This window comes from Beggiatoa alba B18LD, assembly GCF_000245015.1.
Classification (GTDB): domain Bacteria; phylum Pseudomonadota; class Gammaproteobacteria; order Beggiatoales; family Beggiatoaceae; genus Beggiatoa; species Beggiatoa alba.
On record NZ_JH600070.1, the window covers coordinates 1,407,757 to 1,423,117 of the forward strand.

17 protein-coding genes are annotated in these 15,361 nt (G+C 40.9%); 8 read left to right on the top strand and 9 right to left on the bottom strand.

Features of this window, described 5'->3' with window-relative positions:
• Nucleotides 1–63: 63 nt before the first annotated feature.
• The 6 genes from hisF to BEGALDRAFT_RS05700 form a co-directional block, all read right to left on the bottom strand.
• Nucleotides 64–837 (bottom strand): imidazole glycerol phosphate synthase subunit HisF, encoded by a 774-nt coding sequence (gene hisF / locus BEGALDRAFT_RS05675; protein WP_002684610.1) that lies wholly within the window; start codon nt 835–837, stop codon nt 64–66.
• A 36-nt stretch (nt 838–873) separates the two neighbouring features.
• A complete protein-coding gene (gene hisA, locus BEGALDRAFT_RS05680) occupies nt 874–1,611 on the bottom strand; it encodes a 1-(5-phosphoribosyl)-5-[(5-phosphoribosylamino)methylideneamino]imidazole-4-carboxamide isomerase (RefSeq protein WP_002684612.1) in 738 nt (245 codons plus the stop codon).
• Between the two features lie 184 nt (nt 1,612–1,795).
• Entirely contained in the window at nt 1,796–2,452 is a 657-nt protein-coding gene (locus BEGALDRAFT_RS05685) for a YqiA/YcfP family alpha/beta fold hydrolase (RefSeq protein WP_002684613.1), read from the bottom strand.
• Nucleotides 2,453–2,470: 18 nt separating this feature from the next.
• Nucleotides 2,471–2,833, bottom strand: a complete 363-nt coding sequence (locus BEGALDRAFT_RS17970) for a hypothetical protein (RefSeq protein WP_157237552.1) — start codon at nt 2,831–2,833, stop codon at nt 2,471–2,473.
• A 39-nt stretch (nt 2,834–2,872) separates the two neighbouring features.
• The gene (locus tag BEGALDRAFT_RS05695; protein WP_002684621.1) at nt 2,873–3,241 is read right to left on the bottom strand and encodes a hypothetical protein; all 369 of its coding nucleotides are present in this window, start codon (nt 3,239–3,241) and stop codon (nt 2,873–2,875) included.
• 12 nt (nt 3,242–3,253) lie between these two features.
• Entirely contained in the window at nt 3,254–4,132 is an 879-nt protein-coding gene (locus BEGALDRAFT_RS05700) for a hypothetical protein (protein ID WP_002684623.1), read from the bottom strand.
• A 447-nt stretch (nt 4,133–4,579) separates the two neighbouring features.
• Between BEGALDRAFT_RS05700 and adh the strand changes: the two genes are divergently transcribed.
• Both adh and BEGALDRAFT_RS05710 read left to right on the top strand, forming a co-directional pair.
• Nucleotides 4,580–6,100 carry an aldehyde dehydrogenase gene (gene adh / locus BEGALDRAFT_RS05705; protein WP_002684624.1) on the top strand — a complete coding sequence of 507 codons (1,521 nt, stop codon included), beginning with the start codon at nt 4,580–4,582 and terminating at the stop codon, nt 6,098–6,100.
• Nucleotides 6,101–6,319: 219 nt separating this feature from the next.
• Nucleotides 6,320–6,709 carry a DUF779 domain-containing protein gene (locus tag BEGALDRAFT_RS05710; protein ID WP_002684627.1) on the top strand — a complete coding sequence of 130 codons (390 nt, stop codon included), beginning with the start codon at nt 6,320–6,322 and terminating at the stop codon, nt 6,707–6,709.
• 69 nt (nt 6,710–6,778) lie between these two features.
• On the opposite strand, the gene BEGALDRAFT_RS05715 is transcribed toward BEGALDRAFT_RS05710, so the two are convergent.
• Nucleotides 6,779–7,363 (bottom strand): carboxymuconolactone decarboxylase family protein, encoded by a 585-nt coding sequence (locus BEGALDRAFT_RS05715; RefSeq protein WP_002684629.1) that lies wholly within the window; start codon nt 7,361–7,363, stop codon nt 6,779–6,781.
• Between the two features lie 185 nt (nt 7,364–7,548).
• On the opposite strand from BEGALDRAFT_RS05715, the gene BEGALDRAFT_RS05720 reads away from it, so the two are divergent.
• From BEGALDRAFT_RS05720 to BEGALDRAFT_RS05735, 4 genes are read left to right on the top strand one after another with little or no spacing between them, the layout of a single operon-like run.
• Nucleotides 7,549–8,055, top strand: coding sequence for a type II toxin-antitoxin system RatA family toxin (locus BEGALDRAFT_RS05720; RefSeq protein WP_002684630.1), 507 nt, complete (start codon nt 7,549–7,551; stop codon nt 8,053–8,055).
• Between the two features lie 14 nt (nt 8,056–8,069).
• The gene (locus BEGALDRAFT_RS05725) at nt 8,070–8,390 is read left to right on the top strand and encodes an RnfH family protein (protein ID WP_002684632.1); all 321 of its coding nucleotides are present in this window, start codon (nt 8,070–8,072) and stop codon (nt 8,388–8,390) included.
• Between the two features lie 38 nt (nt 8,391–8,428).
• Nucleotides 8,429–8,782, top strand: coding sequence for an IS630 transposase-related protein (locus BEGALDRAFT_RS05730; protein ID WP_002684639.1), 354 nt, complete (start codon nt 8,429–8,431; stop codon nt 8,780–8,782).
• A complete protein-coding gene (locus BEGALDRAFT_RS05735; RefSeq protein ID WP_002684640.1) occupies nt 8,779–8,964 on the top strand; it encodes a hypothetical protein in 186 nt (61 codons plus the stop codon). The genes BEGALDRAFT_RS05730 and BEGALDRAFT_RS05735 overlap by 4 nt, the downstream gene beginning before the upstream one ends.
• Before the next feature lie 508 nt (nt 8,965–9,472).
• Here BEGALDRAFT_RS05735 and ribH read toward each other — a convergent pair.
• On the bottom strand, nt 9,473–9,943 hold the full coding sequence (ribH, locus tag BEGALDRAFT_RS05740; protein ID WP_002684642.1) for a 6,7-dimethyl-8-ribityllumazine synthase: 471 nt from the start codon (nt 9,941–9,943) through the stop codon (nt 9,473–9,475).
• Nucleotides 9,940–11,067, bottom strand: coding sequence for a bifunctional 3,4-dihydroxy-2-butanone-4-phosphate synthase/GTP cyclohydrolase II (gene ribBA / locus BEGALDRAFT_RS05745; protein ID WP_002684644.1), 1,128 nt, complete (start codon nt 11,065–11,067; stop codon nt 9,940–9,942). The genes ribH and ribBA overlap by 4 nt, the downstream gene beginning before the upstream one ends.
• A 461-nt stretch (nt 11,068–11,528) precedes the next feature.
• Here ribBA and BEGALDRAFT_RS05750 point away from each other — a divergent pair, with 461 nt between their 5' ends.
• Nucleotides 11,529–14,591 carry a PAS domain-containing protein gene (locus BEGALDRAFT_RS05750; RefSeq protein WP_002684646.1) on the top strand — a complete coding sequence of 1,021 codons (3,063 nt, stop codon included), beginning with the start codon at nt 11,529–11,531 and terminating at the stop codon, nt 14,589–14,591.
• A 97-nt stretch (nt 14,592–14,688) separates the two neighbouring features.
• Nucleotides 14,689–15,345 carry a thiopurine S-methyltransferase gene (locus tag BEGALDRAFT_RS05755; RefSeq protein WP_002684647.1) on the top strand — a complete coding sequence of 219 codons (657 nt, stop codon included), beginning with the start codon at nt 14,689–14,691 and terminating at the stop codon, nt 15,343–15,345.
• Nucleotides 15,346–15,361: the final 16 nt, after the last annotated feature.

Below are 15,361 nucleotides of genomic sequence, written 5' to 3' on the forward strand. Positions count from 1 at the left end.
CTTTTTTAAAGATTACACTGTAACGTAAGGAGGCAACTTGTTTTTCATGGTAAGTATTTATGTTTATAACCTGACTTCAATCCCTTGCGCTTGCATGGCTTGTTTGGCTTGGGCAATGGTGTATTCCCCAAAGTGAAAAATGCTTGCAGCTAATACGGCACTGGCTTTGCCAAGACTTACGCCATCAACGAGATGTTGTAGATTGCCAACCCCCCCTGAGGCAATGACGGGTACATTGACCGCATCACTGACCGCACGGGTTAAGGCTAAATCGAACCCGTTTTTCGTGCCGTCTTTGTCCATACTGGTGAGGAGAATTTCTCCTGCGCCAAAATTGGTCATTTTTTTTGCCCATTCTAAAACGTCTAAGCCCGTCGCTTTGCGTCCGCCATGGGTGAAAACTTCCCAACGCGGGGCTTCGCCTGCTTGATTAACTTGACGGGCATCAATTGCGACAACAATACATTGTGAGCCGAAGTGTTCACTGGCTTCTTTAACAAATTCGGGACGGCTGACTGCAGCCGTATTAATGCTGACTTTATCCGCACCTGCATTGAGCATACGGCGAATGTCTTCCAACTTTCGAATACCCCCGCCAACGGTGAGCGGGATAAATACTTGACTGGCTACTGCCGAAACGACATGTTCTATCGTATCTCGTGCGTCAGAGCTGGCAGTAATGTCTAAAAAAGTGATTTCGTCCGCACCTTGTTCATCGTAACGGCGGGCAATTTCGACAGGGTCGCCTGCATCACGAATATTGATAAAGTTGACCCCTTTTACAACTCGTCCTGCATCAACGTCTAAACAGGGAATAATCCGTTTTGCTAAACCCATAATGATTAACTCAATTAAATTCAGTAAGTAACGTTATCATGCAACATAGCTGTCAGCGAGGCGTTGACCTTCGGCAAAATCTAATGTGCCTTCATAAATCGCACGTCCTGTGATTGCACCCATAATGCCTTCTTTTTCTACCGCACAGAGGTTACGAATATCTTCAATATTGGTAATTCCCCCTGAGGCAATCACGGGAATTGTCATTGCGCGTGCAAGTGCCACCGTGGCGGAAATATTAACACCTTGCAACATGCCATCGCGGTTGATGTCGGTGTAAACAATGGCACTCACGCCATCTTGTTCGAATTGTTTGGCTAAATCGATAACGTCATGATGAGAGAGTTTAGACCATCCTTCCGTAGCCACTTTGCCATCTTTAGCATCTAAACCAACAATGATGTGATTGGGGAATTCTAAACACATATCAGAGACAAAATGCGGCGCAGTCACGGCTTTTGTGCCTATAATCACGTATTGCACACCAACATCTAAATACGTTTGAATGGTTTCTGCATCACGAATACCGCCACCAACTTGAATAGGTAAATCAGGGTAGGCTTGGGCAATTTGATGCACAACATCTGCATTGACTGGGCGACCTGCAAACGCGCCATTTAAATCAACAATATGTAAGCGTCTTGCGCCTGCTTTCACCCAACGCCCTGCGACTTCAACAGGGTCATTAGAAAATACAGTATCATCCTCCATTCGCCCTTGTCGTAAACGCACGCATTGACCATCTTTTAAGTCAATGGCTGGTATGATTAACATAATAAATTCCTCAACAACACAATAATTTTTTGGTTTTTAGTTGTAACATGAAGGTTGAATTTAGACAGATTCCAGCTCTTTGAATCATTTCAACCTAAGCATAAATAGGGGCTGATTATACCTTAAGGTATATGATTTTTTAAAATGACAGGATTAAGTTGTTTTCTCACAAAATTTTAGGATATTAAATTGTAGCTGGGTTTTCTGAATCTTTAAGCTGACAAAATGCTTGGATAATTTGCCAAATCGTATCGAGTTGATTCATTAAACTATGGTCGCTTTCTAATTCAATTAACTGAATCCATGCCCGCCCTTGAATAAAATCCCGTGAGGCTTGTATAGGAATCGTTTCATCCTGTTGCCCATGTAAAATTAACGTTGGTAAAACTCGTTGCAATTGTTTATCAGGATAGCGTAGGCAATCTGCAACAAATTCATAGCTTAATGACATTTCCCTTTCCCACGAATAATGAAAAATGGGCATTTCACCATCTGCTTGCCATTTTTGTAAGTTTTCTGTGCCAATAATGCGTTGGCATTGAGTGGGAAAGTCTAACGCAGGTGCAAGCAAAATCAGGCGTTGAATTTGGGGATAACGCTGTGCTAACCAGAGTGAAGCAAGTCCACCAAGGCTTGAGCCTATAACGGTGCAAGGTCGATTTGGCAACAGCTTACCAACTTGCTGGAGTTGACGAGTCAGGGTTAAATGATAAAAATCGGGTTCATTTAAATCAGGCGTGTGCAATGTTAAGCCCAATTCTTGAAAGCGTTCTTTGAAAAACAATGCTTTGCTGGATTTAGGACTAGATGCCCACCCATGCAAATAAAAAAAAGATATCATGGCGTTTTCAATGGTTAATTAAATAGTCAGTGATTGGTACTCTTCTAACTTTTGAGTAATAAATTGACGTACAGTCACATCAATTCCTTGACTGGCAAGATGAAAGCGAGAGAGTAAGGCAGCGGGTAATGATAATGAGATACCCGTAAAAACGGGGGTCATATTTTTGTGTGGGGAAGTTTCGCCATCATCAATCCGTTGATGTTCAAAACCGCGATGACGTTCCCAACTGATGACTCGCTCTGTGCCTGTTCTGTCATAACAAAGTTGGAAGGAAGTCATTTCCCCTGTATTGATATCTTGCCAAACAAATAAATCGAAATAGGTATCCTCAAACCAACGTTTGCGCTTATCAACTGTATCTTGTTGCGTAAGTAACATTTCTTTTAACATTTTATTTCGCAAATGTTTAGATTCATTCTACAACACAAGTTTAGCAATAAACTTTAAGACATTACCTGCATAACGAGCGACTTGCTGTCCTCGTGAAGCGGCAGTAATTGCTTCGTTGAGATTACGCACAGCAAATTCAATTTGTGCAGGCGTTAAATTATTGCTAACTGCACCCATCCCGTTTGCAGTTCGTTGTAACGCGCTAATCAGTGCGGCGGTGCTTGCCGTGTTTGCGCGGGTCATGACATCTAATTGTGACTGTAAAATAATTAACTGTTTTGATTGTATGGTCACAATTTTTAATAACTGCTCAGTAATTGCCCAATTGGGGTCATGAGAAGGGGCGGGCCCTTTCATCGCCTCTTCGAAGCGTCTAATTTGTTCATCTGTCAGCATCGGTTTAATTCCTTAGAGTTTTTTAATAAAAGTGGCTAGTTTTCCAGTTAAAAATTCAACCGCTGCTTCTTTAACCGTTGGATGTTGCAAATATTTCGAGCTGACTGTATCTAAAAGAGTGACAAGTTGATCACTATTCATCTCGCCTAATAGTAAATTGGCGGTCGTTTCAGAATTGATTTTACTTTCTCCAACGCTAATAAAGGCGCGTCCATGTATATCTGCTGTCATCAACTCGCTCAATATTTCCTGCTTAAAGCCATTGATAACTTTCTGCGCACCATTAATTGCCTCTCGCTTGAGTTGTAAGGAGGGGTCATAAGGACTGAGTTGTAATTCAACTTGAGTGTAATATAGGGCATCATCTTCGGTTGAGTTTTCACGTAGCGTATTCAATGCAATAACCAAATTATGTGCACGCTGTGGTGTAAAATTCGCGTCGACAACGGTTTGATAAATCCAACCTTCCCGATATTTTAAACGGGCTAAATCGCTTTCTGAGTTGACTTCATAAGCAGAACGGACAAAACGATAACGTTCAAGAAACTTATCTCTTTTTCCCATCGGGGTATTTGCCGCACGTTCAAATAATACTTGCCATGTTTCTTCTTCTGTCGGTGCGGCTAAATAAGCCGAGCCAACGACAGCAATTAACTCCTGCTCTGTTTTTGCCAGACTTTGATACATTAAAGCATTGCCTGATGCTGCTAATAGCGGTTCATACAAGGCAAATAACGCAGAGACATTTTTATTTAATGCTTGGATATTTTGTTGATTTTGCTGTGCTAAGGGCTTAATCGCCTCTGTCGGAACGGTACATGCTTGCAATAAGCCCAAGCAAGATAAACTGACACTGATATAAAACGTATTAAGCCAAGAAAAACGTTTCATTTCTAATCCTCATCTTTAGTCGTATCACTATTTTAATAGAGAAGTCGATTGTATTACATCTGCAAAGATTCCCCCATGACAGCACGTTGTAAAAATACAAATATCTTTACCTTTATTATTTAATACCGCTTTGTTCTAAATTGACACATTCTGTCATCATCATCGTTAATCACCATATTTTTTACTAACCTCTCCTAATTAATAGAAAAAAACAAAGAAGATGCTTGTAACAAATTGTTACAGGCTAACTCATTTATATTCCCCAATAAAATTTCAGGGAAATGATATTTTTTGAAAGTTTACTTTTCAAAATCATTCCCTTAAAAATAAAAAATGTATATTGGCATGTAATTTGATATGTTACACTGTTGCTAATAACGGTTAGCACAATTTAACCTATTTGATTTACTAATAAAAATACTTGATAATATAAGTGAGGTAATAGCGATGCTGTACGCACAACCGAACCAACCATCCGCCAAAGTGAGCCTAAAAAACCGTTATGCCAATTACATCAATGGTGAGTGGGTTGCTCCAATTAAGGGGGATTATTTTGAAAATACCTCCCCTGTGACTGGAAAAGTTTTTTGCGAAATTGCTCGTTCACAAGCTGATGATATTGAATTAGCACTGGATGCCGCTCACGCCGCAAAAACGGCATGGGGTAAAACTGCACCAGCGCAACGTGCTTTAATCCTAAATCGCATTGCTGACCGCATGGAAGCCAATTTAGAAACATTGGCAGTTGCAGAATCTTGGGACAACGGCAAGCCTGTTCGTGAAACCTTAGCCGCTGATATTCCCTTAGCCATTGACCACTTCCGCTACTTTGCCGCTTGCATCCGTTCACAAGAAGGGGCGATTAGTGAAATTAATCACGATTTAGTGGCGTACCACTTTCACGAACCCTTAGGCGTGGTTGGGCAAATTATTCCGTGGAATTTCCCCATTTTAATGGCAGCATGGAAAATCGCGCCCGCGTTAGCAGCAGGTAACTGCATCGTTTTAAAACCCGCAGAACAAACACCATTTTCAATACTGATTTTAATGGAAGTTATTGGCGATTTACTCCCCAAAGGGGTTTTAAACATTGTCAATGGTTTCGGGGTAGAAGCAGGTAAACCCTTAGCTTCTAACAAGCGCATTGCAAAAATTGCCTTTACAGGTGAAACCACTACAGGGCGTTTAATCATGCAATACGCCTCACAAAACATTATTCCTGTGACCTTAGAATTAGGTGGCAAATCACCCAATATCTTCTTTGAAGATGTGATGGCGAAAGATGATGCGTTCTTAGATAAAGCCTTAGAAGGTTTTGTCATGTTCGCTTTAAATCAAGGCGAAGTATGTACATGTCCTTCTCGTGCCTTAATTCACGAATCTATTTATGACCGCTTTATTGAAAAAGCCGTTGAGCGGGTGAAAAAAATTCGTCAAGGCAATCCCTTAGACACTGAAACCATGATGGGTGCGCAAGCCTCTTCTGAGCAAATGGAAAAAATCCTGAGCTACATCGATATTGGTAAGCAAGAAGGGGCGCAACTGCTGACAGGTGGTGCTCGTAAAGCCCTAAATTCTGGTTTAGAAGAGGGTTACTACATTGAACCGACCGTGTTCAAAGGCAACAATAAAATGCGGATTTTCCAAGAAGAAATTTTCGGACCCGTCTTATCCGTTGCAACCTTCAAAGATGAAGAAGAAGTTTTACACATTGCCAACGATACCTTATACGGTTTAGGTGCTGGCGTGTGGTCACGCGACGGCAATCGTGCTTATCGGATGGGGCGTGAAATTCAAGCGGGTCGTGTATGGACAAACTGCTATCACATTTACCCAGCTCATGCCGCTTTCGGGGGTTACAAACAATCTGGTATTGGTCGTGAAAACCACAAAATGATGTTAGACCACTATCAACAAACGAAAAACTTATTAGTGAGCTACAACCCTAATGCATTAGGGTTCTTCTAAGCCACTAAAAAAGATTGAACTAAGGTTACTCCCATAACCTTAGCCCATTGATTAATAGGTGATATTAAAACATCACCGTATCGAATGCCTCCTTGAAAAGAGGTGTCCACTGTTAGGAGAGTAAAGTGAACCATGTCCATGCCTTCGCTTCTACTCTCCCTTTTTTTTATAAAACCTGTTCTATCTTAGTCTAGTTGAGCATTTTTGGAGTGCATCGCTATGTTAGAGATAAACATCCCGCCCAGAGTTACCGCCACCCCAGCGACCCTAGACCTTATTCAACGTCTTAAACAGAAACACGGTGAGCTAATGTTTCACCAATCGGGCGGTTGCTGTGATGGTAGTGCACCGATGTGTTATAGCTTAGGTGAATTATTAATTGGTGACCAAGATGTTTTATTAGGGACTATTGGCGACAGCCCATTTTATATCAGTGCGTCACAATATGAATATTGGAAACATACCCAACTGATTATCGATGTTGTTGCTGGTCGGGGCGGCATGTTTTCATTAGAAGGCGTGGAAGGCGTACGATTTTTAACCCGTTCGCGCCTTTTCACGGATGAGGAATGGAAAGTATTAATTGACAATCAGATTGTTACGGATTAATCACAGTGGTGCGAAATTCTTCGCACCTTTAGTTTTGTGCATTAAAAAAATGCAAAACATCCTGTTATTTTAAACAAACAATGTTTCGATTTTAGACGCAACCCGATTTTTAGACGACGCGGCCTTCATAAAAATAACGACGGATTCTAATTCCCCAATCGCCGCACGTGGTTCTATGCCACGCTCTAATAAAATTTTCTTGACCATATCCCCACAAAATTGAATTAAAAAACTATCATCCCGCGCAATACCAACGGCTAAACCAATTAAATATGGGATATTTTCATCACCGCGTTTCATCCCAATTTTCAGAGCATACTCTTGCCATGCCTGTATCCAACGGTTGCGTTCAGTGTCGCTAATCCGTTCAATATCTGTGCGCAGAAACAGAACCAACGAATTCATGTTTCTATTTAACGTGTCCTCATCGACATGCCCCAGTTTCTGAATGACCTTTGTATGATGTTCAATACAATGTTCGCACTGATAATATTTGGCTAAACCCAGCGCAACGCATTCTTTCTCTTCTAAAGTTAAATACGTCGTCCAACGTTCTTCCCCATCCGTGCCCTCAAAAACAACCATGTGCATCAAGCTCATTAAATCAGATACATGCGGTGGAAAAACTTTATCCCTAAACACTTTACTACTCATTATTTGCTGTCTCCGTTATAAAAATAAGTGATGAAATTCTTATATAGTATTTTAGATTATTCTAAAATATTAATGTTACTAATTTGACTATTTAGATGATTTATCAAGGTTTCAGCGAATAACTTAATCAGAATAAGCGTGTCAGGCATTGGCATAAAACAGCTTAAGCAACTTAAGATATAATAATGGGCATATTCACTCCCTTTGTTTACGCGATACCACCGCATCCTGCGGATAAAACGATTATTCTTATGACAACGCATATTTATAAAACCGCGCTCGTTCCTTACCTCTTGCATGATATGTACATGCTAGTCAGCCAGATAGAAGACTATCCTCAATTTTTGCCATGGTGCAAAGCAACTCAAATCCTTTCTACACAAGGCACAGAAGTTCACGCAAGCATCACAATGGGGCGTGTTGGGTTAGATAAAACTTTTACTACCCGTAATATTCTCATTCCTGACAAATCGATAGAGATGAATCTTGTCGAAGGTCCTTTTAGCCATTTATATGGCAAATGGTTATTTGACCCATTAGGCAATGAAGGTTGTAAGATTACGCTGGATATGCGGTTTGAAATTTCTAACCCGTTGTTGCGGATTAGTTTAAAACCTGTTTTTACTAAAATTGTTGATACCTTAATGGATTCTTTTATCCAACAGGCACATGAACGTTTTAACACGGTTTAATCAAGGAAATAGAAATGGACGTTGTCACCATACAAATAGAAGTTGCCTATGCAAAGCTCATGGAACAGTTAATTATTCCGCTGACTGTTCCCGAAAATACCACCGCTGAACAGGCTATCGAGTTATCAAAAATAAAAATGCGCTTTCCTGAAATTGACTTAACCCAGCAAAAAATTGGTATTTTTAGCAAGCCTTGTGCATTAAGTACGGTTTTACAAGCAGGCGACCGTGTAGAAATTTACCGCCCATTAATTGCAGACCCGAAAGCCGTTCGTAAACAGCGTGCGGATGAGGGTAAAAAAATGAAAAAAGGCGGGGGAGAGATAGCGACTTAATCAGCCATAGCAAGCGAATCACAAAAAGAGTATAGAAAATGACCTATTCAACAGATTTCCGTAAGAAAGTCTTAAAAGTGAAACAAGAAGAAAATCTCACCATAGCAGCGGTAGCAAAACGCTTTCAAATAGCCATCGCGAGCGTCGTCAGGTGGAGCAAAGTATTGGAAGCCAAAGGGACACGCAACAGACCAACTAAAATAGATATGGAAGCCCTAAAACAAGATGTTGAGTTATATCCCGATGCTTACCATTATGAACGCGCAGCCCGTTTTGGAATAACTGAGGGGGGGATTCGCCATGCGTTAAAACGTCTAGGGATTAGCCGTAAAAAACACTCAAACATCCCAAAGCCAACCCCGAAGCACGGCAAGTCTTCCAAGACAAAATGACTTTTTATCAGCAAGTTAATAAACCTATTGTTTTTATCGATGAGAGTGGTTTTGCTCACAACATGCCACGTCGTCATGGTTATGCGCCTATCGGCAAACTTTGTTGGGGTTCACATCGTTGGAATGCTAAAGGACGCACTAATGCCATTGGGGCTTTGCTCAATAGTTTCTGGGGCGATTAATTTCGATCCGACGGGGACATTGTTCCATTTCATGGATTTTTCTTGGAATTTCCTTCCTTTAACAACATTTTTTAGTTACCTGAGTTCGGCGAGTTTTTTTGAAAAGACAACAGCTTGTCTGAATCAGGATTTTCAGGATTAAAAGATTGTCTGAATCAGAATTTTCAGAATTAACAGAATTTTCAGAATTAAAAAGACAAGAAAATTAAAAGAATAAAAAATTATGTTTTTAATTCTGCTAATTCTGAAAATTCTGTTAATTCTGATTCAGACAAGCTGTTGTCTTTTCAAAAAAACTCGCCGAAATCAAGTTAAATTTAAATCACTTTGTGGTACGTTTACTATAAAACCCTTAAACCAAGAAATTAATGCGAATCACGCTTTTTAATTCTGCTAATTCTGAAAATTCTGTGAATTCTGATTCAGACAAAAAAAGACCTGCTAGGTTTTCAAAACCTAGCAGGTCTCTGTTTTATTTTATAAATCTCGCCGAACTCACGTTATTTATTTACAATTGCTTTAACAAGCTGACCATTTCTAAGGCGGATAATGTCGCTTCTGCTCCTTTATTGCCTGCTTTCGTCCCTGCCCGCTCGATGGCTTGTTCAATACTATCAACGGTTAATACACCAAATGTCACAGGAATATCATATTGCAATGCAACCGTTGCAATACCTTTTGTGCATTCACTGGCAACATAATCAAAATGAGGCGTACCACCGCGAATAATCGCGCCTAAAGCGATAATGGCATCATATTTTTTACTGGCAGCAAGACGTTGAGCGGCTAAAGGAATTTCATACGCTCCAGGGACTTTAATCACGGTAATATTATCCGCAGTAACGCCATGACGTTTTAAGGTATCTAATGCACCTTCCAGTAAACTATCGACAATAAAAGCGTTAAAACGCCCAACAACAAGCGCGTAGCGGGCGTTACATGCTGTAAAATCACCCTCTAAAACAGTGTAAGCGGTCATGAGTGACTGATTCCTTCTTGATTAATATATTCAACAACTTGTAATCCAAATCCTGAAATACCATGCATACGCTTAGGTGCGCTTAAAACGCGCATTTTGCGCACGCCTAAATCAGCAAGAATTTGCGCACCTAAACCGTAAGTGCGTAAATCATCAGTAGCGGGTTGTGCGGGTAATTGTTCCCCTTGTTCCCGTTTAAAATTATTTTGAATGGCTTTGATAATCGCCTTTGAATCAGTTGTTTGTTGCAAAATCACAAGTACGCCTGTTTCTTCATCTGCAATTCGTTGTAATGCATCACGCAGTGGCCAACCACATTCTTTTTTAGTGCTAAAGGTTAAATCACAAAGAATATTTGTAATATGAACACGCACTAAGGTCGGTTCGTCCGCTTTTGGCGTGCCTTTTACCAGTGCGAAATGCAACGTGCCGTCAATAGAATCTTGGTAAGCATAGAGTTGAAATTCTCCAAACTCTGTAGGATGACGACAATGGGCTACTTGTTCGACGGTTTTTTCATTGGCTAAACGGAATTGAATTAAATCCGCAACCGTGCCAATTTTTAATTGATGTTGTTTGGCAAAGACTTCTAAATCAGGGCGGCGTGCCATAGAACCGTCTTCGTTTAGTATTTCAACTAATACAGAAGCAGGTTCTAACCCTGCTAAACGGGCTAAGTCGCAACCTGCTTCGGTATGTCCAGCACGTCTTAATACGCCACCTGGTTGCGCCATTAATGGGAAAATATGCCCTGGTTGTACGAGGTCGGCGGGGGCTGCGTTGGGTGCAACGGCTGCTTGAATCGTTACTGCACGGTCTGCTGCGGAAATTCCTGTTGTCACACCTTTGGCTGCTTCTATGGAAACGGTAAAGTTGGTGCCATGTGGCGTGCGGTTATCACTGACCATTAAGGGGAGTTGGAGTTGTTTGCAACGTTCTTCGGTGAGTGGCAAGCAAATGAGACCACGTCCATAGCGTGCCATGAAATTAATATCTTCAGCACGAACTTTTTCAGCCGCCATAATCAGATCGCCTTCATTTTCGCGATCTTCATCATCCATGAGGATGACCATTTTTCCTTGACGAATATCGTCTATGAGTTCTTCTATGGTATTTAGGGACATATTAACTAGGTGGATGAAACTATCTAAAGGGGGATAAGGAGGGAAATTAACCAAACTGTCATTATAGCATTGACAATATGGGTAGGGGCGGAATTTATCTAACGTTATTTTTTATCGGGATTTTTAAACTGTGTTAGCCTGTTAATCACGAGAGATACACTCATTAATACTCGTTATTGTGGGCGCATCATTGAACTATCAGATTTGTTTTAAGGTTGGTGTATTGTTTGCTTTTTTTAGGGATATTTTTCTATTCATGAATAAATTTCATGTGTAATAGGTGTCAGCAGACCGTCAGGAATTTTTCTAGCGTTAAAATACTTGTCTGTATGAAGATAATCAGAAATCATTAAAGAGTAACATACTGTTATAAAACATATTTTTTATAAAAAATAGTATATTGTTTAAGGTATGATATTAATCATTACAATTAAGCTATGCGTAACTACGAGATATAACGAATGTCAATTAAAGAATTTCAATATGTTAATTTTTTTACGACTTGCAAAGCACTGTTAGGCGTAATTGGGTTTGAAGGAGGATTGCGCCAATTCAATCCTGCTTGGGAAACTGAGTTGCACTATTCGAATAAAGAGTTAAGCGATATTTTATTTTTAGATTTAATTCACCCAGAAGATAAGAGTATAACGAAGGGATGTATTGATAAGCTAATTACAGGGGCAGATTTTGCAACGTTTAAAAATAGAGTTTTGCAAAAATCAGGCTACTATCGGACTTATCATTGGCATATTACGGCGTGTTTAAAAGAGTTTTCTTTTTATGCCATAGGAATAGAAACAACTGGGGAAGTAAGCCAAAAAAATACAACCATTCCCACAGTCATACCGCCTACTAACACAAATACGAATGCAGAGCATCAATACGCTTCTTTATTTGATATAGCCCCCTTACTGATTATTCATAAAGATAAAGAAAATAATGTAATACGAGCTAACCAGCAGGCCGCCCGTTTTTGGAAAACCACAACGGAGAAATTGGCTGGGGTTTCAATGGATACATTAATGCCTGAAGATGTTGACCATCATCATGCGGATGATTTAGACATCATTGTTTCAGGACAAGCAAAACGTGGCATTTTACAAGAAACACAAAACGGCACGCTACAGATTGATAAATTTCCCTACCGTAATGCTAACGGCAATGTTGAAGGGGTGGTTTGGTTTGCAACAGACGTTACAGAACGCCTAAAAGTTGAGCAAGCATTGCGTGAAAATCAATCCTTATTGTCTGCCATTTTTGAAGTTGCCGAAGTTGGTATTGGTTTAACGGATAAAAACGGGCGTTTTGTGCGTGTGAACCCTGCCTATTGTGAAATGTTTGGCTATCATGCCCATGAATTATTAGGACAATCTGTTTTAACCGTTTTTCCCAGTGAATTACATAAAGAAGTTTATAAACTTTATCAGGATGCCGTCAGTGGTGAGCAATTCCTCGCCCATGATGAATGGGAAGGACAACATAAAGAGGGGCACTTATTTGATATAGAAATCACTGTTAGCCGTCTTGCGCAATACAATAAACCTTTTGTTGTCACTCTCACGTCAGATATTACCCAACGTAAACAGATGGTAAAGAGCTTACAAAACAGTGAAGCCCATCTGCGCATGATTATTGAAAATCTACCCATTATGGTTGATGCCATTGATGATAAATATCAATTTGTCTTATGGAATCGGGAATGTGAACAAGTCACAGGTTATTCTGCTGCTGAAATGCTGCATAACCCGCAAGCGTTAGCCAATATCTACCCTGATGCAGAAGATCGGCAAAAACTGCTCAATGCCTTACACAATGTCATGCAAACTAACCCCGGTTATCGTCGTCGTGAATGGCATATGACTTGTAAAGACGGCACTCAAAAACTCATTGCTTGGTCTATCAATAGTAATATTAAAATTCCTGGTTTTGCCGTGTGGGGGATTGGCGAAGATGTGACTGAACGTGAAAAAGCCCTTAGCCAATTAAAAGCCAGTGAAGAATCTCTGCGCCAAAGCGAAGCGCATTTAAAATTTGTGATTGAAAACTTGCCGATTATGGTTAATGCGGTCAATGCGGAAAATTGCTTTGTACTTTGGAATCGAGAATGTGAACGTATTACAGGTTATAACGCGGTAGAAATGCTAAATAATCCCAATGCATTAGCTCTGCTCTATCCTGACGCAGACTATCGCCAAAAAATGCTCCAACATTTCCAATCTATCGTGAGTAACGATCCTGGTATTTACTACAGCGAATGGAAAATTATTTGTCGAGATGGCACAGAAAAAACCGTTGTTTGGGCAATTAATAGCCAGATAAAAATCCCTGGTTTTGCAGTTTGGTGTATTGGAGAAGATGTTTCTGAACGAGAAGAAGCCCTGCGTATCCTTAAAACCAGCGAGGAACGCCTAAAACAAAGCGAAGCGCATTTAAAATTTGTCATTGAACATTTACCCACAATGGTCGATGCCCTAGATATAGATGGAAAATTCCTACTTTGGAATCAGGAATGTGAACGAGTCACAGGCTACAGCGCGAAAGAAATGATCGGCAATCCCCGCGCCTTAGAAAAACTCTACCCAGACCCAGCCTATCGACAAAAAATGCTTGATGCAGTACAACGAGTTGCAACTGATAACCCTGGTTATCGACGTGGTGAATGGATAGTCCGCTGTAAAGACGGTATGGATAAAACTATCATTTGGGCAGTCAACAGCAACATAAAAATTCCAGGTTTCCCAGTTTGGGGAACGGGTGAAGATGTCACAGAACGGCAAAAAGTTTTAAAACAACTCGCCGATAACGAAGGTCGTTTACGCTCACTCGTAGAAAACATGCCCGTCATGCTCATGGCATTCGACGAAAAAGGACAAATTGTCCTCTGGAATCGCCAATGCGAACAAATTACAGGCTTCGTCGCCAATGACATCGTTGGCAATCCCAGTGCACTTGCCATGCTCTATCCACAACCCGAATATCGAGGCTACCGTACCAAACCGCTCCAATACATTGCCCCCTACTGGCAAAACGATATTACCTGTAAAGATGGCAAACTGAAAACGATTGCATGGAAAGATGTTTCTAATCAATTTCCCATGACAGGCTGGGCAAAATGGATAACAGGCGAAGATGTCACCATGCGCAAAAAAATCGAACAAAGCATGGGCATTAATGATGGTTTACTCATTGCCGCATTAAACAGCGTTGACAGTGCTATTTGCGCGACCAACTCACTAGAAAAAATCGTTTATATTAACCAAAGTTTTTGCGACTTATTTGGCTATAGCAGTGAAGAACTGCTGAAAATGTCGATTAAACAAATCATGCCCGCAGACACCCGTGGCAGTTTTGTTGCCCGACACTATTTTAGCTTTTACACAGGCGCACACGGCAGCTTTTACGAAGAAATTCACCACGCCCTACACCGCGACGGACACATCTTTAAAGTCAAACTGAATGCCCACCGTGTCAAACAGGAAAAAGAAGTTCATGTCCTCTGGATAGTGACCTATTTAGATGGCTAACGCCTGACTACCAAACTACCCATTCACAGACAGCACTATGCATGGCATCCCTCTTATACAAACGATGTCACCAAACAAATAGATTAAGGATAGAACGATGGAAGCACAATTTTGGCATGAACGTTGGGAAAAAAATCAAATCGGATTCCACCAAACCGATATCAACGTCCATCTACAAAACTACTGGCAAAGCCTCAACCTGCCCAAAGGTAGCCTTGTTTTTGTTCCCCTCTGCGGTAAAAGTAGCGACATGATATGGCTACTCGAACAAGGCTATCGCGTGCTAGGTATAGAACTCAATAAAATCGCTATTCGTGACTTCTTCACCGAAAACAACCTAACGCCAAATATCAGCACCTACAAAAATCTAACCTGCTGGTCTATGGACGAAATAGCCATTCTCTGTGGCGACTTTTTCCACCTGACCCCCGAAGATGTCCAACACTGCACCGCCATCTATGACCGCGCCTCACTCATCGCGCTACCCCCTGCCATGCGTATCGACTACGTAAGCCACATAACCAAACTATTCCCAGCCCAAACCAAAGCCCTGCTGATTACCTTCGAATATCCACAAGCAGAAATGCAAGGCCCGCCATTCTCTGTCACCACTGACGAAGTACAACAACTTTATCAACAAGGCTTCACCCTGCAAGAACTCACTTGCCAAGATATTTTAGATGAAAATCCAAGATTTCAAAAAATTGGCATCACAAAACTACAAGAGCGTGTGTATAAACTCCAAAGAAAATAACCCACAGTCATCCACT

Bases quoted from the DNA above. Each gene is read 5' to 3' on its own strand.
- hisF (WP_002684610.1), bottom strand. From the start codon at position 837: ATGGGTTTAGCAAAACGGATTATTCCCTGTTTAGACGTTGATGCAGGA.
- hisA (WP_002684612.1), bottom strand. From the start codon at position 1,611: ATGTTAATCATACCAGCCATTGACTTAAAAGATGGTCAATGCGTGCGT.
- BEGALDRAFT_RS05685 (WP_002684613.1), bottom strand. From the start codon at position 2,452: ATGATATCTTTTTTTTATTTGCATGGGTGGGCATCTAGTCCTAAATCC.
- BEGALDRAFT_RS17970 (WP_157237552.1), bottom strand. From the start codon at position 2,833: ATGTTACTTACGCAACAAGATACAGTTGATAAGCGCAAACGTTGGTTT.
- BEGALDRAFT_RS05695 (WP_002684621.1), bottom strand. From the start codon at position 3,241: ATGCTGACAGATGAACAAATTAGACGCTTCGAAGAGGCGATGAAAGGG.
- BEGALDRAFT_RS05700 (WP_002684623.1), bottom strand. From the start codon at position 4,132: ATGAAACGTTTTTCTTGGCTTAATACGTTTTATATCAGTGTCAGTTTA.
- adh (WP_002684624.1), top strand. From the start codon at position 4,580: ATGCTGTACGCACAACCGAACCAACCATCCGCCAAAGTGAGCCTAAAA.
- BEGALDRAFT_RS05710 (WP_002684627.1), top strand. From the start codon at position 6,320: ATGTTAGAGATAAACATCCCGCCCAGAGTTACCGCCACCCCAGCGACC.
- BEGALDRAFT_RS05715 (WP_002684629.1), bottom strand. From the start codon at position 7,363: ATGAGTAGTAAAGTGTTTAGGGATAAAGTTTTTCCACCGCATGTATCT.
- BEGALDRAFT_RS05720 (WP_002684630.1), top strand. From the start codon at position 7,549: ATGGGCATATTCACTCCCTTTGTTTACGCGATACCACCGCATCCTGCG.
- BEGALDRAFT_RS05725 (WP_002684632.1), top strand. From the start codon at position 8,070: ATGGACGTTGTCACCATACAAATAGAAGTTGCCTATGCAAAGCTCATG.
- BEGALDRAFT_RS05730 (WP_002684639.1), top strand. From the start codon at position 8,429: ATGACCTATTCAACAGATTTCCGTAAGAAAGTCTTAAAAGTGAAACAA.
- BEGALDRAFT_RS05735 (WP_002684640.1), top strand. From the start codon at position 8,779: ATGACTTTTTATCAGCAAGTTAATAAACCTATTGTTTTTATCGATGAG.
- ribH (WP_002684642.1), bottom strand. From the start codon at position 9,943: ATGACCGCTTACACTGTTTTAGAGGGTGATTTTACAGCATGTAACGCC.
- ribBA (WP_002684644.1), bottom strand. From the start codon at position 11,067: ATGTCCCTAAATACCATAGAAGAACTCATAGACGATATTCGTCAAGGA.
- BEGALDRAFT_RS05750 (WP_002684646.1), top strand. From the start codon at position 11,529: ATGTCAATTAAAGAATTTCAATATGTTAATTTTTTTACGACTTGCAAA.
- BEGALDRAFT_RS05755 (WP_002684647.1), top strand. From the start codon at position 14,689: ATGGAAGCACAATTTTGGCATGAACGTTGGGAAAAAAATCAAATCGGA.